Origin of the sequence: uncultured Aliivibrio sp. (assembly GCF_946479765.1) — a bacterium.
GTDB lineage: Bacteria > Pseudomonadota > Gammaproteobacteria > Enterobacterales > Vibrionaceae > Aliivibrio.
On the sequence record NZ_CAMLHO010000007.1, the window covers coordinates 41,880 to 63,918 of the forward strand.

Genomic DNA, 22,039 nt, shown 5'->3' on the forward strand with positions numbered 1-22,039 from the left:
CTGATCACGAAATATCTGTGAGGAATATGGTGCCACAGACAAGCGTCTATAGAGACAACTGTTGGCAATGTCGTTAATGAACTTTGCATAATTTCTAAAAAATGGCTGAAAAACGAAATATTTTCCTTGTTGGCCCAATGGGCGCCGGCAAAAGTACAATTGGTAGACACTTAGCACAGCAACTTCATATGGAGTTTCTTGATTCTGATACGGTAATTGAAGAACGTACAGGCGCAGATATTGCCTGGGTATTCGACGTTGAAGGTGAAGAAGGATTCCGTGTACGTGAAGAAGGTGTAATTAACGATTTAACTCAAGAGCAAGGCATTGTACTTGCGACGGGTGGTGGCTCTGTAATTAGTAAAGAGAGTCGCAATCGTTTATCTGCTCGTGGTGTTGTTGTATATCTTGAAACTACAATTGAGAAGCAATTAGCTCGCACACAACGCGATAAAAAACGTCCGTTGCTTCAAACTGATGAGCCTCGAGAAGTGCTAGAAGCACTAGCGAAAGAGCGTAATGCACTTTATGAAGAAGTGTCTGATTATGTTGTTCGTACCGATGATCAAAGTGCAAAAGTAGTGGCAAATCAAATCATCCAAATGCTTGAAGAGCGTTAATTCAAGACATTTAAATAAGACAGAAAGTGGGAACGAATCATGGAAACGATTCATGTAGATTTAGCAGAGCGTAGCTATCCCATCTCTATCGGCGCCGAGTTGCTTTGCAACCCGGCGCATTTTTCATCTGTAATACCTGCTAAAAAACGAGTTGTCGTTATCAGTAATGTAACGGTTGCGCCGTTGTATGCTCAACAAATTATCGACACTTTACATACGTTTGAATGCCAAGTATCACTGCTTGAATTAGACGATGGCGAGCAATATAAAAATTTAGATACTTTTAATAAAATTATTACCTTCTTGCTTGAAGAAAATCATAGTCGTGATGTTACGATTGTTGCTTTAGGTGGTGGGGTCGTTGGTGATGTGGTTGGCTTTGCTTCTGCTTGTTACCAGCGTGGTGTTGATTTTATTCAAATACCTACGACTTTACTTTCTCAAGTTGATTCATCTGTTGGGGGTAAAACCGCAATAAATCATCCGCTTGGTAAAAATATGGTAGGTGCGTTTTATCAACCTAAAGCTGTTATTATTGATATTAATTGCCTGAAAACCTTATCTGAGCGTGAATTCGCCGCGGGTATGGCAGAGGTGATTAAGTACGGAATTATTATTGACCGTGACTTTTTTGATTGGCTAGATGAAAACATGGATAAGCTATATGCACTCGATCATGATGCATTGGTGTATGCCATTTCACGTTGCTGTCAAATTAAGGCTGATGTTGTTGCTAAAGATGAAAAAGAATCAGGAATGCGCGCACTCTTGAACCTAGGTCATACATTTGGTCATGCGATTGAAGCAGAAATGGGTTACGGTAATTGGCTTCATGGTGAAGCGGTTTCTGTCGGTATCGTAATGGCCGCAGTGACAGCAGAAAAAGAAGGGCTTATTTCGCAAAATGATGTCGATCGTATTTGTGCATTATTAGAAAAAGCGAAATTGCCATTAAAAGCACCGAAAGAAATGACAATAGATGCATTTATGAAGCACATGATGCGTGACAAGAAAGTGTTGTCAGGTATGTTACGCTTGGTACTGCCGACATCAATTGGTAGTTCTGAAGTGGTCACTGGTGTTTCTGAAAATGTGCTTACTAAAGTAATTGAGCAATGTAAGGCGTAAAATAAATATGAATATTGGTCATGATTTAACTGTATTGGAATTAGAAAGCCAAGTCGATGTGTTATCACGCATTCAATTTGTCTCTCGTTTTGGTTCTAATTTAGTGCATATAGAAGGAGTGGAAGGCTCTGGGAAATCATGGCTGGCTCAACGCTATCTTGAAAAGTGGTGTGATGATGCGGATCAAGCCCTGCTCATGTGCCACTCAAATCAGTCAATACAGCAGCAGCGCAGTATTATCTTAAAGCAGGTTGTCCGAGATCCTCTATTTAATGAATTTGATACGGTTATAGACAGTATTGGACGAATGTTGGCTGGAGAAAAGTGCAATCTGATTTTGGTTATTGATGATGCACATTTACTCTCACCTGAACTATTGAGTGAACTGTGGTTATTAGTCCAAAAAGCGCAATCAACACTAAACTGGCAAATAAATGTTTTACTCTTTTCACAAGTAGATAAATTAACTCAAGCTTTATCTCGAATGTCTTATGGGCAAGAAAATAAAGCGGTTGATATTGATATTGAACCGTTAACTGGTGAAGAGGCGGTGACATTTACTGAAATGTTAGTGGTTCGTTTTATTCCAAGCAGAGAAGATAAAATCCGAATTCGTAATCTAGTAGATAAAACGAATCGTCTGCCTGCTGAATTAATCGCATTAGGTGAAAAGAAAAAAGAACGTCGAGTGATCATTCGCTCGGTGACTCATTCTCCTGTGGGTATTTTAGGGTTAGCATCGGTTTTATTATTGGGTGCTGCGGGTGCACATTGGTGGCTGAACAATCAATTGTTAGAACTTCCTGGTGTTGATGAACTTATCGAAAGCAATGAATCATTAGTGGTTATTCTTGATGATAAAGCTCTTGTTGATAACGTTATTATTGATAAAGTTGAAGCGGAGCTACTACCGATTAAAACGGATGCATTGCAAAATATAAATCAGCCTGAAGATGATGGTCATACTCTGCCACTAGAAGTTATTGATACTCCAATTATTGCTGATTCAACGGTTGAAGTAGGTAAACGCGTTATTGTGCCATCTGCCTTGGTGGATTCATTGATTGATGATTCAACACAAGAGCCTAATGACGTGATTGTAAAAGAAGCCCCGAAACCTGATGTAAAACCAGCACCAAAGCCTGATGTAAAGCCAGCACCAAAGCCTGATGTAAAGCCAATACAGCAGCAAGCTACAGAATCAAAAGTTACATTTACGCTAGCGGATAAAGAGTTAAAAACACTATCTGAAAAACGCTATATTTTACAATTGGCGGCACTAACTAATAAAGAAGCAGTTCAAGATTTTTTAGATGAGCATAAGATAGAACCGTCGGCTCGTATCTACCAAGCACTTCGAAATGGATCGATTTGGTATATTGTGACGCTTGGTGATTATGATTCTATTTCATCGGCGCGTGGTGCGGTGCAGAGACTTCCGAATTCAGTGCAGAGTTTAGGGCCTTGGGTTAAATCTTTAGTACAAGTGCATCGTGAGATTGATTCTGTAAAATAAGAGATAAGATAAACAGACCCTAGTAAAAAAATAGGGTACAATCCCCCGCTTTCTGGATTAAGGTAAAAGGCGTAAAAGAAGTATGAAAAAGCATCGTGCATTTCTCAAGTGGGCTGGCGGTAAATATAGTCTAGTAGAAGAAATTCAACGCCATCTTCCCGATGCTAGAAAACTGATCGAACCTTTTGTTGGGGCGGGCTCAGTATTTTTAAATACCAACTATGATCATTACCTTCTTGCCGACATCAACCCTGATCTGATTAATCTTTATAACCACCTTAAAGATGACCCAGAGCGTTTTGTTGAAGATGTTCGTGTGTTGTTTCAACCAGAATATAATCAAAAAGAAGTGTATTTAGATCTGCGTATTGAATTTAATCAATGCACAGATACTTACCGGCGCTCACTGCTTTTCTTATATATGAATCGTCATGGTTTTAATGGCTTATGCCGTTACAACAAAAAAGGCGGTTTTAATGTCCCTTTTGGTTCATATAAAAAGCCCTACTTCCCTGAAAAAGAGATGTATTTTTTTGCTGAAAAAGCCAAGAAAGCAACGTTTGTGTGTGAGGGATATCTAGATAGTTTCAAACGTGCCCGTAAAGGTTGTGTGATTTATTGTGATCCCCCTTATGCGCCATTATCGTCTACCGCGAACTTTACCTCGTATGCGGGTAATGGTTTCTCTTTAGATGATCAAGCAGCTCTTGCTGATGTTGCTGAGAAAGCCGCATTTGAGCGTGATATTCCAGTATTAATTTCAAATCATGACACAATATTAACTCGTCGTTTGTATCTTGGTGCAACGCTGAATACGATTAAGGTAAAACGTACCATTAGTCGAAATGCTGGCAGCAGAAATAAAGTGGATGAACTTATGGCTTTATTTTATGCGCCAAAATGTACTGAGTAAATTGAACGTCACCCTTCAAAAATCCGCTAGAAAGGTTAACAGAGCTTAAGACAGTTTTAAAATTATCAGGTAGAATTGCGCCGTCGATTTAATCGATTGCGCTATATCGTCATAGCCGTATTATAGATAATAATTAACCCTGAGGCTCAACATGAAAGATTTTTTGATTGCACCATCTATTCTCTCTGCTGATTTTGCACGTCTTGGTGAAGACGTTGAAAAAGTCTTAGCGTCAGGTGCTGATGTCGTTCACTTCGATGTAATGGACAACCATTACGTACCAAATTTAACGTTTGGTGCTCCAATCTGTAAAGCGCTACGCGACTACGGTATTACAGCCCCTATTGATGTTCACTTAATGGTGAAACCGGTTGATAGTATGGTTCCTGAATTTGCTAAAGCTGGCGCAACCATGATTACTTTCCATGTGGAAGCATCTGAGCATGTTGATCGTACTCTTCAGTTAATTAAAGAGCATGGCTGTCAGGCGGGTGTGGTTCTTAATCCAGCGACGCCATTATCTTGTCTTGATTATATTCTGGATAAAGTAGACATGATTCTACTTATGTCGGTAAATCCAGGTTTTGGTGGTCAATCATTTATTCCACATACGTTAGATAAGTTGCGTGCAGTACGTAAATTAATTGATGAATCAGGTCGTAATATTCGTCTTGAAATCGATGGCGGCGTGAAGGTAGATAACATTCGTGAAATCGCTGAAGCGGGTGCGGATATGTTTGTTGCAGGCTCTGCTATTTTCAATCAACCAAACTATAAAGAAGTGATTGATGAAATGCGTGCAGAATTAGCAAAAGTGAAAGGTAACTAGAATTCATGTTTGAAAATATCAAACTGATCGCTTTTGATTTGGATGGAACGTTACTTGATAGCGTTCCAGACTTAGCTCGTGCGGTTGATCTTGCTATGCAAGACGTTGGTTATCCAAGAGTAACACTAGAACAAGCGTCTCATTGGATTGGAAACGGCGCTGACGTCTTAGTTTCTCGCGCACTAAGCCAAAGTGTGACAGTACAAGAAGGGCTAGATCCTGAATTGATTAAGCAAGCTCGTGCTCGTTTAGATCATCATTACCATGATGGTGGACATAAGTTAAGTCACTTATATCTAAAGGTCAAAGAGACACTAGAAGCGCTTCATCAACAAGGGTATACATTAGCTCTTGTTACCAATAAACCCGCTCAATTTGTACCTGAATTATTGGAGCAGCACCAACTTGCTCATCTATTTGTTGATGTGATTGGTGGTGATACGTTTGTTGAGAAAAAACCAAACCCATTTGCGCTGAATTGGTTGCTTGATAAATATCAATTAACACCTTCTGAGATGCTGATGGTGGGTGACTCAAGAAATGATATTCAAGCAGCGAAAGCAGCAGGGTGTCGTAGCTTTGGTTTAACTTATGGTTATAACCATGGCGAGCCTATCGCAGATAGTCAACCTGATGTGGTTAGTGATGAATTTAATCATTTATTAGCCGTGATGAGTGTGGCAAGATAGTATTCATTGGTAAGTACAGTTAATTATGAAATATTAACCTTATCAAACCAAACAGAATAACCATTAAATGATCCCATTGTGGATCATTTAATTTTTACAGTTAAACAAGGAATTATAACCATGAGCAAGCCCATCGTATTAAGTGGTGTTCAACCGTCAGGTGAACTAAGTATCGGTAACTACTTGGGTGCTCTACGTCAATGGCAACAGATGCAAGACGATTACGATTGTCAGTACTGCGTAGTAGACCTTCATGCAATTACGGTTCGCCAAGATCCTAAAGCACTTCATGAAGCGACACTGGATGCACTGGCAATTTGTCTAGCGGTTGGTGTTGATCCAAAGAAGAGCACGCTATTTGTTCAGTCGCATGTACCAGAGCATGCTCAACTTGGTTGGCTTCTTAACTGTTACACCCAAATGGGTGAATTGAATCGTATGACTCAATTCAAAGATAAATCAAAGCGTTATGCAAATGACATCAATGTTGGTTTATTTGATTACCCAGTATTAATGGCGGCGGATATCCTACTTTATGGCGCACACCAAGTACCTGTTGGTAGCGACCAAAAGCAGCATTTAGAATTAGCGCGTGATATTGCCAATCGTTTTAACAATATCTACAGCCCTGAAGCGCCATTATTTACCGTACCGGAACCGTATATTCCTCAAGTGAATGCACGCGTAATGAGCTTGCAAGACGCGACGAAGAAGATGTCTAAATCAGACGATAACCGTAAGAACGTTATCACGCTGTTAGAAGATCCTAAGTCGATTCTTAAGAAGATAAACAAAGCGCAAACAGACGCCGAAATGCCACCACGCATTGCTCATGATTGGGAAAATAAAGCGGGTATTTCAAACCTAATGGGTCTGTACTCTGCTGCATCAGGTAAAACGTTTGAAGAGATCGAAGCACAATACCAGGGTGTTGAAATGTACGGTCCATTCAAGAAAGACGTTGGTGAAGCTATTGTTACCATGCTTGAGCCTATCCAATCTGAATACAAGCGTATTCGTGACGATCGTGCTTACATGGATTCAGTAATGAAAGACGGTGCTGAGAAAGCATCAGAGCGCGCTGCTGTAACGCTGAAAAAAGCGTTTGAAGCGGTTGGCTTCGTTACTCGCCCGTAGTGATGTTTCTTTATTAAATAGATTGCTCGTAGGGTTACCTACGGGCAATTTTTTTCATTTATCTTTTTTAAAAGTAGTTTTATATGCTGTTAATTATCGACAATTATGATTCTTTTACTTACAACCTATATCAGTATTTCTGCGAGTTGGGTGCCGAGGTAAAAGTAGTTCGTAATGATCAAATCGACATTCTAGGCATTGAAGCTCTCAACCCATCTCACTTAGTGATCTCTCCCGGCCCTTGTACTCCTAATGAGGCTGGAGTTTCTTTGCAAGCAATTGAATATTTTTCAGGCAAACTTCCGATCCTTGGCGTTTGTTTAGGTCATCAATCCATCGCTCAAGTATTTGGTGGTGATGTGGTACGAGCCAAAAAAGTGATGCATGGAAAAACCTCTCCAATAATTCACACCAACCAGAGCGTATTTAAAGGATTGAATAATCCTCTTACCGTCACTCGCTATCACTCTCTTATTGTCAAAGCTGAAACTCTACCTAGTTGCTTTGAAGTAACTGCATGGACTGAAAATGAAGCAGGAGAAATGGATGAAATTATGGGTTTTTGTCATAAAACGTTGCCCATTGAAGCGGTCCAATTCCACCCTGAATCGATAATGACTGAGCAAGGTCACGATATCTTGTCTAATTTTTTTAATAAATAATTAATATATCCAGAATACTCTAGAGCGATCCAGTTCACCCTTCTTACTTTTTCTTTACTTCCTTATCTTTCCTTTTTATCTGATGATTTATGCAAAAAGGCCATATCGTCTATTCTTATAAATTCGTTTACTTATCTCATTACCTGCTATAGCTTGGATTATAACTATTCTAATAAACTGACTTATCAGTCATTTTTTAATGGGTGATGGCACTTTTTTAGTTCAAAAAAAGAATTTTGTGCTATTGAAAAGGTTAATGATTTGTAAATACTATGCTGAAAAACGGCATACGCAGAAGGAAAGTGTGATGACGACCAATTCACAAGTCGAACGTAAAGATTTTAATGATGTAATGGTACCTTGCTATAACCCGATGGAAGTGATTCCAGTGAAAGGGGCTGGTGCTCGAGTGTGGGATCAAGCGGGTAAAGAATACGTTGATTTTGCAGGTGGTATTGCAGTGAGCTGTCTTGGCCATTGTCATCCAGTCATGGTGACGGCATTGCAAGAGCAATCTCAGAAGCTGTGGCATTTAAGTAATGTGATGACCAATGAGCCAGCGATTCGTTTAGCAAAAAAGTTAACGGAAGTCTCATTTGCTGAGAAAGTCTTTTTTGCTAACTCTGGTGCGGAAGCGAATGAAGCGGCATTGAAGCTAGCTCGTCGTTGGGCTGTAGATGTTCACGGTGTAGAAAAAAGTGAAATTATCGCTTTCAAACAAGGCTTTCATGGTCGAACGTTCTTTACCGTAACGGTTGGAGGTCAAGCCGCTTATTCAGATGGTTTTGGTCCTAAGCCCGGTGATATTTCTCATCTTGAATACAATAATCTTGCAGAACTTGAAGCGCACATGTCAGAAAAAACCTGTGCGATCATGATGGAACCACTGCAAGGCGAGGGTGGTCTTATTTCACCAACCGCTGAATTTGTTGAAGGTGTGAGAGCACTCTGTGACAAATATCATGCCCTACTTATTTTTGATGAAGTTCAAACGGGTAATGGTCGTACTGGTGATTTTTATGCGTATCAAGGTTTAGGGGTAACGCCTGATATTTTAAGTACAGCAAAATCATTAGGTGGTGGTTTCCCAATTGGTGCCATGCTAACAACGACAGAGCTCGCTCAGCATTTAAAGGTGGGAACACATGGTTCAACCTATGGTGGTAATCCATTAGCTTGTGCAGTGGCTGAAGCTGTCATTGAAGAAGTATCAAAACCTGAAACTCTTGCGGGCGTAAAAGAGCGTGAGCAATGGTTCCGTGAGCATCTTAATGTGTTGAATGCTAAATATGACATGTTTTCTGAGATCCGAGGTAAAGGCTTATTGCTTGGTGCTGTCTTAAATGATGCATGGCAAGGGCGAGCGCGTGATGTTCTGGTTGCTGCTGGTGAGCAAGGATTAATGGTTCTTGTTGCTGGTGTTAATGTGGTTCGTTTTACCCCATCTCTTGTTATTACAAAAGAAGATGTAGAGTTAGGTTTTGAGCGTTTAGATAAGGCGCTTGCTTCACTCAATAGCTAGAATTTCCTAGGGATTTGGGCAGCTTCAGAGTTGCCCTATTTTTGTTCGCTATATAAACCAATTTTACATTCTAAGTGTTCACTCCAATGGATAGCCTTGAAGTTATATCTATTGGACTTAGCACAACCTATGAAACATCGCATCGGAGGGAATATTGATGCTTGTTATTCGCCCTATCACTCAGGAAGATTATCCTGCGCTTCATCAGTGTGCCGTTGAATCGGGACATGGATTTACCTCGTTACCTGTGAATGAAGAACAGTTACGAAATCGAATAGAACATTCTATTGGTAGCTTCCAAAAAGAAGTGCAAGCCCCGGGAACAGAAGGTTACTTAATGGTTGGGGAAGATTCGGTTTCTGGTGAGGTTACTGGTACCACAGGAATTGAAGCTGCCGTTGGTTTAGATTCTCCTTTCTATAATTATCACATCAGTAAAGTCGTTCATTTTTCAAGAAAACTAAACGTGAATAATGTTGTTAAAGTGCTCACGTTTGGCAGTAATTACACCGGCAGTACTGAAATTTGCACCCTTTTCTTGCGTCCTGAATTTCGTGAAGGCCTTAATGGACGATTGATGTCTAAAGCTCGATTCTTAATGATGGCAGAGCATCCTCATCGGTTTTCTGACACCATTTTTGCAGAGATGCGTGGTGTGTCGGACAAGGAAGGAGGGTCGCCATTTTGGAAGTGGCTACAAAAGCATTTTTTTTCTATTGATTTCACTGAAGCTGATTATTTAACAGGTATTGGTTATAAAGGTTTTATTGCCGATCTTATGCCTAAATTACCGATTTACGTTAGCTTATTAAGTAAAGAGGCACAGGAAGTCATTGGTAAGGTGCATGACAACACTAAGCCTGCGTTGAAGCTATTAGAAAATGAAGGCTTTCGTTGTCGCGGCTACGTCGATATTTTTGATGCAGGTCCAACCGTTGAGTGTGATTTACGCAGCATTGAATCCGTTAGAAATTCATTTAAAGCCAAAGTCATTATTACGGAACATAACAGCTCGCAACAGTATTTAATCTCAAATACATCGTTTGAGAATTTCAGAGCAACAGCAACTATCGCCGCTTACGATAAAGCGACCGATACCGTTCATTTAACCCAAGAAGCGGCAACAGCTTTACAAGTTAATGTGGATGATTACGTACGTTTATTAGCTCAATAGAGGACAACGGATATGACACATTGGATTGCAGGGGATTGGGTTTCAGGTAATGGTGAAACAATACAATCAGTAAGCCCGTACAACAGTGAAATAGTGTGGGAAGGGGGCAGCGCAACCAAAGAACAGGTTGAGTCAGCCGTTAGTGCGGCACGTCATGCCTTTATTGAGTGGAAAAAACAGCCTTTTGAAGCACGCCAAGCAATCGTTGAGCGTTTTGCAGAATTAGTGAAAGAGAATACTGATTTGATAGCAGAAGTTATCGCGAAAGAAACCGGTAAGCCATTTTGGGAAACCAAAACTGAAGCGGGCGCTATGGTTGGTAAAATTGCCATTTCGATTCGTGCTTATCATGAAAGAACGCCTTATAAAGAGCGTGAATCTGCGGGAAATAAAATAGTACTAAGACATCGTCCATTAGGTGTTATGGCTGTCTTTGGGCCGTACAACTTCCCTGGGCACCTGCCTAATGGTCATATCGTTCCTGCATTGCTTGCGGGTAATACCGTGGTATTAAAGCCATCAGAACAAACGCCATGGACCAGTGAAGTGGTCATGAAGCTATGGCAGCAAGCAGGGTTGCCTAATGGAGTCATTAATCTAGTCCAAGGTGCTCGTGCAACAGGTGAGGCGCTAGCAGGAGCTAAGGGGATTGATGGACTGTTATTTACCGGTAGTGCGAATACTGGGCATATATTACATAGCCAATTCTCAGGGGATACAGGAAAAATGCTCGCTCTAGAAATGGGAGGTAATAATCCAATGGTTATTTCCAAGTCCTTTGGTGAGCAAGAAGCTGCCGTTTATACGATTATTCAATCGGCATTTATTAGTGCGGGTCAGCGTTGTACTTGTGCTCGTCGTTTGTATGTTCCTACAGGTAAGGCGGGAGATGAGTTATTAGTTCGTCTTGTTGAAGTGGCAAAAACCATCGTGGTTGATCAACCTTTTGCCGAGAATACGCCATTTATGGGACCACAAATCTCAGTTGCAGCAGCAGAGTTTATTCTCAACGCTCAGAAGAATTTACAAGATTTAGGTGGGGAGTCTTTGCTTGAAGCTAAAAGCCTAGGTCACGCCTTTGTTTCTCCGGGTATTATCGATGCTACTAATGTTGCTGAATTACCTGATGAAGAATACTTTGGACCATTACTACAAGTCGTGCGTTATGAGACATTAGAAGAAGCGGTAGAGCTTGCTAATGACACTCGCTATGGTTTATCTGCGGGTCTAGTATCGACGGATGACAGTGAGTGGGAATACTTTGTAGAACACATTCGTGCTGGTATCGTTAATCGCAATCGTCAATTGACTGGTGCGAGTGGTGATGCGCCATTTGGTGGGCCAGGTGCCTCTGGCAATATGAAACCAAGCGCGTATTACGCTGCGGATTACTGTGCATACCCAATGGCGTCAATGGAAGGGGATGCCTGTGAAATTCCTGCTCAACTTTCTCCGGGTCTAACTCTATAAGTTAAGGTGATAAGAATGAATAAGGTAAATTCTTTATTTGCAGCATTGTGGCAAGATTATGTTGATCGTCTATCGCCATCGGCAGGCAAGGTACATCAGTTATTGTCTAATGGCGATGAGTTGATTAATGATCATATTGCGTTACGTACTTTTAATTTACCCAAGGTAGGTTTGCAGGCGTTAGCAGCACCATTTTTAGCGATAGGTTATAAAGCGTGTGATACTTATTATTTTGAAGCGAAGAAGTTGAAAGCACAGCACTTTGAGCATCCAGATCCTAATGCACCACTTGTTTTTATTAGTGAATTGTTAGTTGAAGAATTGTCTGTTGAAACTCAGAAAATCATCCATTCTTTAGTTGAACAAGTTCCAGCGCATTATTTTGCCACCAGTGATTTTCTTTCTTCTGGAAGGCCTTGGGCATTACGCTTTGAAGAGTATCAAACCTTAGCAAAAGAGAGTGAATATGCTTCTTGGTTAGCGGCTCATGGTTATGGAGCTAATCACTTTACTGTCTATGTAAATCAGCTTGAAGAGTTTGCTGAAGTGGTTGATGTAAACCAATACTTACGTGATTCTGGTTTTGCGATGAATGAAGTTGGTGGTGAAGTGAAAGGCTCTCCTGAGGTTTATTTAGAGCAATCATCAACGATGGCAGATAAAGTAACAGTAAGCTTTATTGAGGGAGAGTTTGACATTCCAGGTGGTTTCTATGAGTTTGCTAAACGTTATGAATTACCAAATGGAAAGATCTATACCGGTTTTGTCGCTGCGTCTGCTGATAAAATTTTTGAAAGTACAGATGGGTAGATTTTAAATATTTAGGCATAAAAAACGCAGCCAATCAGCTGCGTTTTATGTATTTATGGTAAGCGTTAAATTAACGAGTACCGTAAACTACGATTGTTTTACCGTGTGCTGAAATCAAGTTTTGCTCTTCAAGCATCTTCAAGATACGACCAACAGTTTCACGTGAACAACCTACAATTTGACCAATCTCTTGACGAGTGATTTTAATTTGCATGCCATCTGGGTGAGTCATAGCATCTGGTTGCTTAGCTAGATTCAGTAGCGTCTGAGCGATACGGCCTGTTACGTCTAGGAATGCTAAATCACCGACTTTTTGGCTAGTGATTTGTAGACGAGTTGCCATTTGAGCAGAAAGGCGCATCAGAATGTCAGGGTTTACTTGAATAAGCTGACGGAATTTCTTGAATGAGATTTCAGCTACTTCACAAGGGCTTTTCGCACGAACCCATGCAGAACGCTCTTGACCTTCTTCAAATAAGCCAAGCTCACCGATGAAATCACCTTGATTAAGGTAAGAAAGGATCATTTCTTTACCTTCTTCATCTTTAATAAGTACAGCCACTGAACCTTTAACGATGTAGTAAAGCGTTTCTGCTTTTTCGCCAGCGTGGATTAGTGTGCTTTTTGAAGGGTACTTATGGATATGACAGTGAGACAAGAACCATTCTAATGTTGGATCTGTCTGAGGTTTACCTAGAACCATATTTTATACTTCCTCTGCGTTTGCCAAGTAGGCGATGTCCATTTTAAAATAACTGAGCCAAATATCAGTTTGGCCTATACAATATGGTTATCGGAACAAGGCTGCATGTTCGTTGAGATAATTGATAAAATCATACCCTGTTTCGCAACCAATTTCTTGACTTTGATCGTATGAATAGTGGGACCAAGGGCACAGTTTCGTGAAATGAATCACGAGTTTTCCTTTTATGTAGTAAAGAGGCTTTTATGAATGCTGAAGTTAAATGGATTGATGGATTTACTTTCTTAGGTCAATCTCAATCTGGTCACTCTGTTGTTATGGATGGTAATGGTGGAGAAAAAGCCCCAAGCCCGATGGAATTAGTATTAATGGCTGCGGGTGGGTGCAGTTCTGTTGATGTGGTTGATGGTTTAAAATCAGTAAATCAAGTTGTGACAGGGTGTATCGCCAAGCTATCAAGTGAGCGAAGAGAGAGTGCGCCAAAACTGTTTACTCATGTGAATATTCATTTTGAAGTGAGTGGACATAATCTTGATCCTAAGGTGGTTGAGCAAGTTACAGCGGATTCATTACAGAAGTATTGTTCGGTGTGTTTAATGCTAGGTGAAGGCATTGAGATGACGCATTCTTGGGAAATTATAGCTTAGGTAATTCTTCCAAATAAAAAGCCTCACACATGGTTATGAGTGAGGCTTATTTTTAACTATTATTTAATCGTAAATTATAGAATAAAACGACTTAGATCTTCATCTGCAACCAGATCACCTAAACGAGATGTGACGTAAGCCGCATCGACTGTTAGACTCTCGCCATCTTTTTCTGAGGCGTCGTAAGAGATTTCTTCCATTAAACGCTCCATCACCGTATGTAGACGGCGAGCCCCAATGTTTTCTGTATTTTCATTTACTTGGAATGCCGATTCTGCAATTCCTGAAATACCATCTTCAGTAAATTCAAGGTTAACATTTTCTGTTGCCAATAAAGCGATGTATTGCTCAGTTAACGATGCATTTGGTTCCGTGAGAATTCGTTTAAAGTCATTCGCAGTTAATGCTTCAAGTTCAACACGGATTGGTAAACGCCCTTGCAGCTCAGGGATAAGATCCGATGGCTTCGCCATTTGGAATGCACCTGAAGTGATAAATAGCATATGGTCTGTTTTTACCATGCCGTGTTTTGTGCTTACAGTGCTGCCTTCCACTAATGGAAGTAGGTCACGCTGCACACCTTCACGAGAAACATCACCAGATTGTGAGTTTGAGCCTTTACAGATTTTATCAATCTCATCAATAAAAACGATACCGTTATTTTCTACGTTGAATATCGCTTGTTCTTTTAGCTCTTCAGGGTTAACTAATTTAGCGCCTTCTTCTTCAGCTAGGGCTTTAAGTGCGTCTTTGATTTTCATCTTACGCTTTTTAGTTGTCTCGCCACCAGATAGGTTCTGAAACATGCCTTGAAGTTGATTTGTCATTTCTTCCATACCTGGAGGCGCCATGATTTCTACGCCAATTTGAGGTGCGGCAACATTAATTTCTATTTCTTTATCGTCTAATTTGCCTTCACGTAATTTTTTACGGAAAGATTGTCGAGTTCCAGAGTCATTATCGCCCTCTTCGTTTTTACCCCACGCATCACGTGCTGGTGGAAGTAAAATATCGAGAATACGATCTTCAGCTTGTTCTTCAGCGCGGAATTTTACTTTTTCTACCGCTTGTTGATGTGTCATTTTCATTGCTACATCAGTTAAGTCACGAATAATACTGTCGACTTCTTTGCCAACATAGCCCACTTCGGTGAACTTAGTCGCTTCAACTTTAATGAAAGGGGCATTCGCCAATTTTGCTAAACGACGTGCAATTTCAGTTTTACCAACACCCGTTGGGCCAATCATTAAAATATTCTTTGGTGTTACTTCTGCACGCAACTCTGGATTAAGTTGCATACGACGCCAGCGGTTACGTAGTGCAATAGCCACGGAACGTTTTGCTTTATCTTGACCAATAATATGGTTATCTAGTTCGTGTACGATTTCACGAGGAGTCATCTCAGACATGGGTATTCCTTATTATTTGTCGTTAAACGTTCAATTCTTCAACGGTATGATTATGGTTAGTGTAGACGTCAATATCACCAGCAATAGTTAATGCTTTAGTTGCGATTTCTCGCGCGTCTAATTCGGTATTTTCTAATAATGCAGTCGCTGCAGATCGAGCGAAATAGCCACCAGAACCAATGGTTAGAAGGTCGTTATCAGCATTAATTAAATCACCAGTACCACTGATGATTAGAGAGGTTGTCTTATCGGCAACGATCAACATGGCTTCAAGACGGCGTAAAGCTCGGTCACTACGCCACTCTTTTGCTAGCTCAACGGCAGCTTTGGTCAGATTTCCTTGGTGCATTTCTAATTTACGTTCACACAGGTCGAACAAAATAAAGGCATCGGCTGTGCTACCAGCGAAACCTACCAGCACGGAATCATTGTATAAGCGACGTACTTTTTTTACGTTGCCTTTTGCGATCATATCACCTTGAGATGCTTGGCCATCGCCAGCCACCACAACTTTGCCTTCGCGGCGAACAGAAACAATTGTAGTCACGAGTAAACCCTCTTATTCGATGATGTAATTCAATAAAGGATTACAGCTATCTTCATGATTATTATTATAGGTAATGGGGGGAGGAGGAGAGGTTTTCAAGATGACAGGATAGAAAAAGGAGCGCGTAATGCGCTCCTTTTAAAAATGTGTGATGTTATTATCGATTTTTAACTTATGTTCTAAAGATCCGTTTCTTTTACTGATCTTTCCAGATTGCACAAGGTTCGATTTTAGCGCGTTGTAATTTATGGCGATCTTTTTCAGCTTCACGTTTAAATTTATACGGGCCTAAAATAACCTTAAACCAACTGCTGCCTTTTGTATGTCTAACCGTTGAGTTTAATCCTTGGAACGCGATGTTCATTTTACGTTCTTCGGCTTGTGAGCTTTTTTTATAGGCACCACATTGCATTATGTAAGGGACCTCGGAAACTTTAAGCTCTTTTTGTTCTATTTCGATCTCTTTGTTTGGAAGTTCATCCATGTAACTCCATTGCTCTTCAGGCATGGGAGGGATTTCTTCGGTTGAGCTTTTTTTCTTCGCTTTAACTGGAACGACTTCTGTTACTGTTTTCTTTGACTCTGATGAGTCATTTAAAAAGTAAAGAGCATAGCCAAATACAGCAACTAATAGTCCTGCAACAGCGACAGCTTTCCATGGTGTTGTGCCATTAGATACTGGTTGTTTAGCCCCTTTTTTCTTGGCTGTTTTTTTTGTTGGTTTTTTAGGGGAGGCCCCACGTTTTACATAATCTTTATTAGCCACAGTATTTTTACTTTTATACAGAATTACAGAGAGAATACGTTATGGTAATCAGTTGTACGAATTCATACCAGCCTTAGTGTGAAAAAGTACGCAAAAAATCACTATTTAGACAAATAGATTGCCGTACATAATGACTTTTTGGTGCAGGCATTAGCTCTGCTTGTTTTAATTCGTTGTATTAACGATTTTTTGGTGGAGCCGTACTTTCTCTAATGACTAAAGACGATTCCAACAAGCGAGAGCCCGAGCGAACATCGTGACCTTTTAATAAATCGAGGAGCATTAACATGGATTGACGTCCAATCTCATAACGAGGTTGTGAAATTGTCGTTAGTGGTGGATCGCAATATTGTGAAAACTCAATATCATCAAAGCCCATAATTGAAATGTCTTGAGGAATTCGGAATCCCATTTGTTTTGCTTTTTGAGTTGCGCCAATTGCCATTATATCGTTATGACAAAAAATAGCGGTGGGTGGTGAAGACAGTGAAAGAAGTTGGGAAATTGCTTTTGCACCTGCATCAAAAGTAAAGTTACCGTAATGAACATAGGAGTTATTCATTGAGATACCCGCACGGCGAAGTGCTTGCTGGTAGCCTTGATGTCTAAATTGACACAATGAAGAATCTTCCGGTCCTGATAGCTCTGCAATTCGCTTATGGCCTAATTTAGTCAGATAGTTTACGGCTTCAAATGCGGCTGTCAGGTTATCAATATGAACGGTGGGCAGCTCTAATTCAGGATCGTACTCACAGGCCATAACAAGAGGTGGTAAGTTTTTTTGCTCTTGTCGGCTGGCATTAAAAGGAAGATCAGAGCCAAGCAGTACCATGCCCTCTACTTGTTTGGTGTAAATAAGGTTTACGAAAGATTGCTCACGTTTTTTCTGTTGGTTACTGTCACCGACGAGAACGATATAGCCGTTTTCGACAGCCGTATCTTCAATACCTCGTAAGATTTCACTGAAGTAAGGATCACAGATATTAGGCACAATCGTCACTATCGTTTTAGATTCATTGCGGCGTAAGGTGCGTATTAATGTCGCTGGAGAGTACCCCGTTTCTAATATGGCATCTTCTACACGTTTACGAGTGGTTAGTGACACTTTTTCTGGTGACATTAGTGCTCGCGATACAGTAGCGGTTGAAACGCCTGCCGATAAAGCAACGTCCATCATTGTCGCCATAATAATCCTCTCCAACTATATCAAATCTAAGTAAACGATTGCTTCGCTCATCTGAAGAGATATTTTATGTGTAAAATAAAGATATAAATACGGGCGAACTAACAAAAATTACATCTGTATTGTGATCTCACTCACATGAAGGCTGATTGTTTGTTATTTGAACGCGAAGCCATTAATGAATAAATCCTTACATTAACTAAGGTCTTGGGGTTCAATGTCCAATGTCCAACGTACTTTCTTAGCCAGTGGTAGTAATTCAATCGCAGTTTTCGCTCCACGTAACATGGATTGCATGACGGTTCTATTTGGTGCTTGAAAAAGCAGTTGCCAGCGGTACTTTCCCGCGCGTCGTGCTAACGGGGCCGGGATTGGTCCAAGTACGGGGGTTGCATCATGAAATTGTGGATGACTTTCTAATATATCGCGTACTTGTCGTAAGAACTGCTCTACATTTTCATTGCTATTTGATTCTGCTCTGAACAAAGATAGATGAGTGTAGGGTGGCAGTTGAGCAAATTTACGTTCATTTAAGGCATGCTCTGCAAAGTGGCCATAGCCTTGATGCAATAAGCTTTGTAATAATGAATGCTCAGGATGATGAGTTTGTAAGATCACTTCACCTGGTTTACTCGCTCGTCCTGCTCGTCCTGCGACTTGAATAAATAATTGAGCTAAGCGTTCTGGCGCTCGAAAATCACTACTAAACAATGAGCTATCTACATCAATTAAACCAACGAGCGTAACATTAGGGAAGTGGTGGCCTTTTGCTAGCATTTGAGTACCAATGAGTATTTGATATTCGTTATTTTTAATTGCATCTAAATAGTTTTCTAAACTGCCCTTACGACGAGTACTATCACGGTCAATACGCACGGTTTTGTATTCGGGAAATAAGTTCAGCAATTGAGTTTCAAGTTGTTCTGTACCAACGCCAACAGAGATCAGTTGAGTTGAACCACATCCTTGGCATTGGTGGATTATTGGTTGTTGTGAACCGCAGTGGTGACAGCGGATTTCATTACTGTGTTGATGAAAGGTATAAAAGGCATCACAACGGTTACATTCTGCCATCCAACCACATTCATGACACATAAGTGCAGGAGAAAAACCTCGACGGTTCAAAAATAACATTACCTGATTACCTTCAGATAAGTGCTTTCTCATTTGAGCGATTAATGGGGCAGATAATCCACTGTTTAGATACAACCCTTTCACATCTAATACACCATGACGCGCAGGGATCGCCGTACCAGCACGCTTTGTTAACGTTAAATGATGGTATTTACCTACTTTCGCGTTGTGTAGGGTTTCTAATGCAGGTGTTGCAGAGCCTAAGATAATAGGGATGTTATCTAAATTTGCACGCATCACTGCCAAATCACGAGCGTGGTATCTCATGCTGTCTTGTTGTTTATAAGAAGCATCATGCTCTTCATCTACAATGATAATACCCAGATCATGAAAAGGGGTAAAAAGTGCAGAGCGAGTACCAATAATGATACCAGCATGATTATCTCTTGCTGCTAACCATGCATTCAATCGTTCAGTATCATTAAGTGCTGAATGAATCATATCAACAGGCACATTAAAGCGACGTTTAAATCGGTTAATGGTTTGTGGCGTTAAACCAATTTCTGGAACCAAGATGAGCGCTTGTCGACCGGCTTTTAGGATTGGCTCTAATAGCTGTAGATAAACTTCTGTTTTTCCTGAACCCGTCACACCATCTAATAAATAACAACCAAATTCAGGACTTGCATTGACGGTTGCAATCGCAATGGCTTGTTCTTCATTCAACTGCGGTTTTTCTTGGGTTATCTCAACGCTGCGATGCCAATTGGTTGGCTTAGGCGCAAGTGATACCTCCTCAATCCATCCTTTATCGGCTACTGCTTTTAAAGTCGCTGCGGTAATGTCTTCTTCTAGCATCTGTTCATGACTGCATTGTTGATGACGCACTAGATTAAGCGCTTTGGCTTGTTTAGGTGCGCGAGTCAGTTTATTGAGGTCTTGATTTTTACCTAGCTCGGTGACTTGCCATGCTTTTAATGAGGCAAAGCTTGCTTCTCGACCTTTACGTAACCAAGCCGGCGTGGCATTAGCGAGAGTTTCACCTAAAGGGTATTGATAGTAAGTACTACTCCAGTTGAGAAGCTTATAAAGATGAGGAGACCATAATGATGAGTGATCAAGTACCGCATCGATACTTTTTAATTTTTCACGAGCAAATTCTGATTCATTACTGAGCTTTACCACAATCCCAATTAAACGCTGACGACCAAAAGGCACTTTTACACGACCACCAATGGCAGGCGTTTGACCTGGTTTGATTAAATAATCAAAGGTACGATCAAGTGGAACAGGCAAGGCAATGTGGGCGATTGAATACGGCATGGCTAACATCAGTAAGGAAGAATATGAGGAATAGTCTACTCTTAGATAAGAATATCGCAACGGAGTAAAATAATAGGTGAAAAAAGTAACAGATTAGTTGATTGATCGCTCCGGATTCATTATCATACGCGACCTTAAGTAGGTGTAATTTGTTTACACTTACTATTTTTGTTAAACTACGTGTGGTGTTCGGCTTAGATTCGGATAGCGACACGGCCTAAATTATAAGGTTTTCCCCATGAAAGTAGGTATCCACCCAGAATACAAAGCTGTTCAAGCTACTTGTTCTTGCGGCAACGAATTTGAATTTAAATCAGCGCTAGGCAAAGACACAATCCACCTAGACGTATGTGGCGAATGTCACCCGTTCTACACTGGTAAGCAACGTATCGTTGATACTGGCGGCCGTGTTGATCGCTTCAACAAACGTTTCGGTGCAATTGGTTCTAAGAAATAATTACCAGTTTCCGATAAAAGAGGAGTCCTACGGGGCTCCTTTTTTTATGCCTGAAATAGCTGAATGTGGTGTGTTAAAACGCATTTTGGTTGGTATGATGTGTAAGCCAACGCTATTAACTTTGAGCCAGATCAATTATTATATCTTCACTGTTTTGAAACAATCCTCTTATAATTATTAGCATTCAGGAAATTACTATGTCAGAAGACTTTCGCGAACAAGCTCTCCATTATCACGCTTACCCAACACCGGGTAAAATTGAAATAGCATTAACTAAGCCTGCAGATACTGCAGAAGATCTGGCACTGGCTTATAGTCCTGGTGTTGCTGAGCCTGTACGCGAAATCGCTAAAAATCCAGATGATGTTTATAAGTACACCTCTAAAGGTAATATGGTTGCCGTTATCTCTAATGGTACTGCTATTCTTGGCTTAGGTAATTTAGGTCCTCTAGCTTCAAAACCGGTTATGGAAGGTAAGTCATTACTTTTCAAACGTTTTGCAGGTCTAGATTCTATTGATATCGAAGTGAAACATCGCACTATTGATGAGTTTGTCGATACGGTCGCAAATATTGCCGATACTTTTGGTGGCATCAATCTAGAAGATATTAAAGCCCCTGATTGTTTTGAGATTGAACGTCGTTTAATTGAACGTTGTGATATTCCGGTATTCCATGATGACCAACACGGAACCGCAATTGTAACTGCGGCGGGTATGTTGAATGCGATTGAACTGCAAGGTAAGAAGTTAGAAGAAGCCATCATTGTTTGTTTAGGTGCGGGTGCAGCAGCCGTTGCATGTATGGAAATGCTGATCAAATGTGGCGCTATGCGTGAGAAGATCTACATGTTGGATCGCAAAGGCGTTATCCATACTCGTCGTGATGATATCAACGAATATAAGCAACGTTTTGCTAATAATACAGATAAGCGTACGCTGGAAGATGTGATTGAAGGTGCTGATTTATTCTTAGGGGTATCTGGTCCAAACCTATTACCACCTGAAGCATTAAAATTAATGGCAGATAAACCAGTCGTGTTTGCGTGTTCAAACCCTGATCCAGAAATCAAACCAGAGCTTGCTCATGAAGTTCGTGATGATTTAATTATGGGTACGGGTCGTTCTGATTACCCGAACCAAGTAAACAACGTGCTTTGTTTCCCATTCATTTTCCGTGGCGCGCTAGATGTTCGTGCAAGCGTGATTAATGATGAGATGAAGCTAGCTGCTGTTGAAGCGATTCGTCAGTTAACAAAAGAACCAGTACCCGTTGAAGTATTAAAAGCAGCGGGTGTTGATGCATTAGAATTTGGTACAGGCTACATCATTCCTAAACCAATGGATCCTCGCTTGCTTCCTCGTGTTGCGAAAGCGGTAGCACAAGCAGCGATTGACTCAGGCGTAGCTCGTATTGAAATGCCAGAAGGGTACATGGAAGCGTAATTCGCTTTTATTTTT

21 protein-coding genes are annotated in these 22,039 nt (G+C 40.7%); 15 read left to right on the plus strand and 6 right to left on the minus strand.

Annotated elements, in window-relative coordinates; genetic code table 11:
* The first annotated feature begins 101 nt into the window (after positions 1–101).
* The 12 genes from aroK (at position 102) to Q1K78_RS04830 (ending at position 12,470) form a co-directional block, all read left to right on the plus strand.
* Positions 102–620 carry a shikimate kinase AroK gene (aroK, locus tag Q1K78_RS04775; RefSeq protein ID WP_045101110.1) on the plus strand — a complete coding sequence of 173 codons (519 nt, stop codon included), beginning with the start codon at positions 102–104 and terminating at the stop codon, positions 618–620.
* A 39-nt stretch (positions 621–659) separates the two neighbouring features.
* Entirely contained in the window at positions 660–1,748 is a 1,089-nt protein-coding gene (gene aroB, locus Q1K78_RS04780) for a 3-dehydroquinate synthase (RefSeq protein ID WP_300174968.1), read from the plus strand.
* A 7-nt stretch (positions 1,749–1,755) separates the two neighbouring features.
* Positions 1,756–3,264: an SPOR domain-containing protein gene (locus Q1K78_RS04785; protein WP_300174970.1), complete on the plus strand. Its 1,509-nt coding sequence runs from the start codon at positions 1,756–1,758 to the stop codon at positions 3,262–3,264.
* 82 nt (positions 3,265–3,346) lie between these two features.
* On the plus strand, positions 3,347–4,177 hold the full coding sequence (locus tag Q1K78_RS04790) for a Dam family site-specific DNA-(adenine-N6)-methyltransferase (protein ID WP_300174972.1): 831 nt from the start codon (positions 3,347–3,349) through the stop codon (positions 4,175–4,177).
* Positions 4,178–4,328: 151 nt separating this feature from the next.
* Positions 4,329–5,006 carry a ribulose-phosphate 3-epimerase gene (gene rpe, locus Q1K78_RS04795; protein WP_300174974.1) on the plus strand — a complete coding sequence of 226 codons (678 nt, stop codon included), beginning with the start codon at positions 4,329–4,331 and terminating at the stop codon, positions 5,004–5,006.
* 5 nt (positions 5,007–5,011) lie between these two features.
* Positions 5,012–5,695 carry a phosphoglycolate phosphatase gene (locus Q1K78_RS04800; protein ID WP_300174976.1) on the plus strand — a complete coding sequence of 228 codons (684 nt, stop codon included), beginning with the start codon at positions 5,012–5,014 and terminating at the stop codon, positions 5,693–5,695.
* Between the two features lie 120 nt (positions 5,696–5,815).
* Entirely contained in the window at positions 5,816–6,832 is a 1,017-nt protein-coding gene (gene trpS / locus Q1K78_RS04805) for a tryptophan--tRNA ligase (RefSeq protein ID WP_300174978.1), read from the plus strand.
* An 83-nt stretch (positions 6,833–6,915) separates the two neighbouring features.
* Entirely contained in the window at positions 6,916–7,494 is a 579-nt protein-coding gene (locus tag Q1K78_RS04810) for an aminodeoxychorismate/anthranilate synthase component II (RefSeq protein ID WP_300174980.1), read from the plus strand.
* A gap of 307 nt (positions 7,495–7,801) precedes the next feature.
* Positions 7,802–9,016: an aspartate aminotransferase family protein gene (locus Q1K78_RS04815; protein ID WP_300174982.1), complete on the plus strand. Its 1,215-nt coding sequence runs from the start codon at positions 7,802–7,804 to the stop codon at positions 9,014–9,016.
* Between the two features lie 157 nt (positions 9,017–9,173).
* Positions 9,174–10,190: an arginine N-succinyltransferase gene (astA, locus tag Q1K78_RS04820; protein ID WP_300174984.1), complete on the plus strand. Its 1,017-nt coding sequence runs from the start codon at positions 9,174–9,176 to the stop codon at positions 10,188–10,190.
* Between the two features lie 12 nt (positions 10,191–10,202).
* A complete protein-coding gene (astD, locus tag Q1K78_RS04825) occupies positions 10,203–11,660 on the plus strand; it encodes a succinylglutamate-semialdehyde dehydrogenase (protein WP_300174986.1) in 1,458 nt (485 codons plus the stop codon).
* 15 nt (positions 11,661–11,675) lie between these two features.
* Complete coding sequence (locus Q1K78_RS04830; protein WP_300174988.1) at positions 11,676–12,470, plus strand: DUF1338 domain-containing protein; 795 nt, start codon at positions 11,676–11,678, stop codon at positions 12,468–12,470.
* Between the two features lie 70 nt (positions 12,471–12,540).
* Here the strand turns inward: Q1K78_RS04830 and crp are convergent, their stop codons facing one another.
* On the minus strand, positions 12,541–13,173 hold the full coding sequence (crp, locus tag Q1K78_RS04835; RefSeq protein WP_005421074.1) for a cAMP-activated global transcriptional regulator CRP: 633 nt from the start codon (positions 13,171–13,173) through the stop codon (positions 12,541–12,543).
* A gap of 245 nt (positions 13,174–13,418) precedes the next feature.
* Between crp and Q1K78_RS04840 the strand changes: the two genes are divergently transcribed.
* Positions 13,419–13,820, plus strand: coding sequence for an OsmC family protein (locus Q1K78_RS04840; RefSeq protein ID WP_300174993.1), 402 nt, complete (start codon positions 13,419–13,421; stop codon positions 13,818–13,820).
* A gap of 74 nt (positions 13,821–13,894) precedes the next feature.
* Here Q1K78_RS04840 and hslU read toward each other — a convergent pair whose 3' ends face one another.
* From hslU to priA, 5 genes are all read right to left on the minus strand, one after another.
* Positions 13,895–15,229, minus strand: a complete 1,335-nt coding sequence (gene hslU / locus Q1K78_RS04845) for an HslU--HslV peptidase ATPase subunit (protein WP_300174994.1) — start codon at positions 15,227–15,229, stop codon at positions 13,895–13,897.
* Positions 15,230–15,251: 22 nt separating this feature from the next.
* Positions 15,252–15,776, minus strand: coding sequence for an ATP-dependent protease subunit HslV (gene hslV, locus Q1K78_RS04850; RefSeq protein WP_060992620.1), 525 nt, complete (start codon positions 15,774–15,776; stop codon positions 15,252–15,254).
* 196 nt (positions 15,777–15,972) lie between these two features.
* A complete protein-coding gene (locus tag Q1K78_RS04855; protein ID WP_300174998.1) occupies positions 15,973–16,542 on the minus strand; it encodes an SPOR domain-containing protein in 570 nt (189 codons plus the stop codon).
* Positions 16,543–16,720: 178 nt separating this feature from the next.
* Positions 16,721–17,728 (minus strand): DNA-binding transcriptional regulator CytR, encoded by a 1,008-nt coding sequence (gene cytR, locus Q1K78_RS04860; protein WP_300175000.1) that lies wholly within the window; start codon positions 17,726–17,728, stop codon positions 16,721–16,723.
* 192 nt (positions 17,729–17,920) lie between these two features.
* Positions 17,921–20,122, minus strand: coding sequence for a primosomal protein N' (gene priA / locus Q1K78_RS04865; RefSeq protein WP_300175002.1), 2,202 nt, complete (start codon positions 20,120–20,122; stop codon positions 17,921–17,923).
* Positions 20,123–20,360: 238 nt separating this feature from the next.
* Here priA and rpmE point away from each other — a divergent pair, with 238 nt between their 5' ends.
* Together rpmE and Q1K78_RS04875 are read left to right on the plus strand one after the other, a co-directional pair.
* Positions 20,361–20,579 (plus strand): 50S ribosomal protein L31, encoded by a 219-nt coding sequence (gene rpmE, locus Q1K78_RS04870; RefSeq protein ID WP_122033730.1) that lies wholly within the window; start codon positions 20,361–20,363, stop codon positions 20,577–20,579.
* A 197-nt stretch (positions 20,580–20,776) separates the two neighbouring features.
* Complete coding sequence (locus Q1K78_RS04875; protein ID WP_300175007.1) at positions 20,777–22,024, plus strand: malic enzyme-like NAD(P)-binding protein; 1,248 nt, start codon at positions 20,777–20,779, stop codon at positions 22,022–22,024.
* Positions 22,025–22,039: the final 15 nt, after the last annotated feature.

Bases quoted from the DNA above. Each gene is read 5' to 3' on its own strand.
- Q1K78_RS04785 (WP_300174970.1), top strand. From the start codon at position 1,756: ATGAATATTGGTCATGATTTAACTGTATTGGAATTAGAAAGCCAAGTC.
- rpe (WP_300174974.1), top strand. From the start codon at position 4,329: ATGAAAGATTTTTTGATTGCACCATCTATTCTCTCTGCTGATTTTGCA.
- trpS (WP_300174978.1), top strand. From the start codon at position 5,816: ATGAGCAAGCCCATCGTATTAAGTGGTGTTCAACCGTCAGGTGAACTA.
- Q1K78_RS04790 (WP_300174972.1), top strand. From the start codon at position 3,347: ATGAAAAAGCATCGTGCATTTCTCAAGTGGGCTGGCGGTAAATATAGT.
- priA (WP_300175002.1), bottom strand. From the start codon at position 20,122: ATGCCGTATTCAATCGCCCACATTGCCTTGCCTGTTCCACTTGATCGT.
- Q1K78_RS04815 (WP_300174982.1), top strand. From the start codon at position 7,802: ATGACGACCAATTCACAAGTCGAACGTAAAGATTTTAATGATGTAATG.
- Q1K78_RS04830 (WP_300174988.1), top strand. From the start codon at position 11,676: ATGAATAAGGTAAATTCTTTATTTGCAGCATTGTGGCAAGATTATGTT.
- aroK (WP_045101110.1), top strand. From the start codon at position 102: ATGGCTGAAAAACGAAATATTTTCCTTGTTGGCCCAATGGGCGCCGGC.
- Q1K78_RS04840 (WP_300174993.1), top strand. From the start codon at position 13,419: ATGAATGCTGAAGTTAAATGGATTGATGGATTTACTTTCTTAGGTCAA.
- astA (WP_300174984.1), top strand. From the start codon at position 9,174: ATGCTTGTTATTCGCCCTATCACTCAGGAAGATTATCCTGCGCTTCAT.
- aroB (WP_300174968.1), top strand. From the start codon at position 660: ATGGAAACGATTCATGTAGATTTAGCAGAGCGTAGCTATCCCATCTCT.
- Q1K78_RS04810 (WP_300174980.1), top strand. From the start codon at position 6,916: ATGCTGTTAATTATCGACAATTATGATTCTTTTACTTACAACCTATAT.
- hslU (WP_300174994.1), bottom strand. From the start codon at position 15,229: ATGTCTGAGATGACTCCTCGTGAAATCGTACACGAACTAGATAACCAT.
- Q1K78_RS04800 (WP_300174976.1), top strand. From the start codon at position 5,012: ATGTTTGAAAATATCAAACTGATCGCTTTTGATTTGGATGGAACGTTA.
- rpmE (WP_122033730.1), top strand. From the start codon at position 20,361: ATGAAAGTAGGTATCCACCCAGAATACAAAGCTGTTCAAGCTACTTGT.
- astD (WP_300174986.1), top strand. From the start codon at position 10,203: ATGACACATTGGATTGCAGGGGATTGGGTTTCAGGTAATGGTGAAACA.
- cytR (WP_300175000.1), bottom strand. From the start codon at position 17,728: ATGGCGACAATGATGGACGTTGCTTTATCGGCAGGCGTTTCAACCGCT.
- crp (WP_005421074.1), bottom strand. From the start codon at position 13,173: ATGGTTCTAGGTAAACCTCAGACAGATCCAACATTAGAATGGTTCTTG.
- Q1K78_RS04875 (WP_300175007.1), top strand. From the start codon at position 20,777: ATGTCAGAAGACTTTCGCGAACAAGCTCTCCATTATCACGCTTACCCA.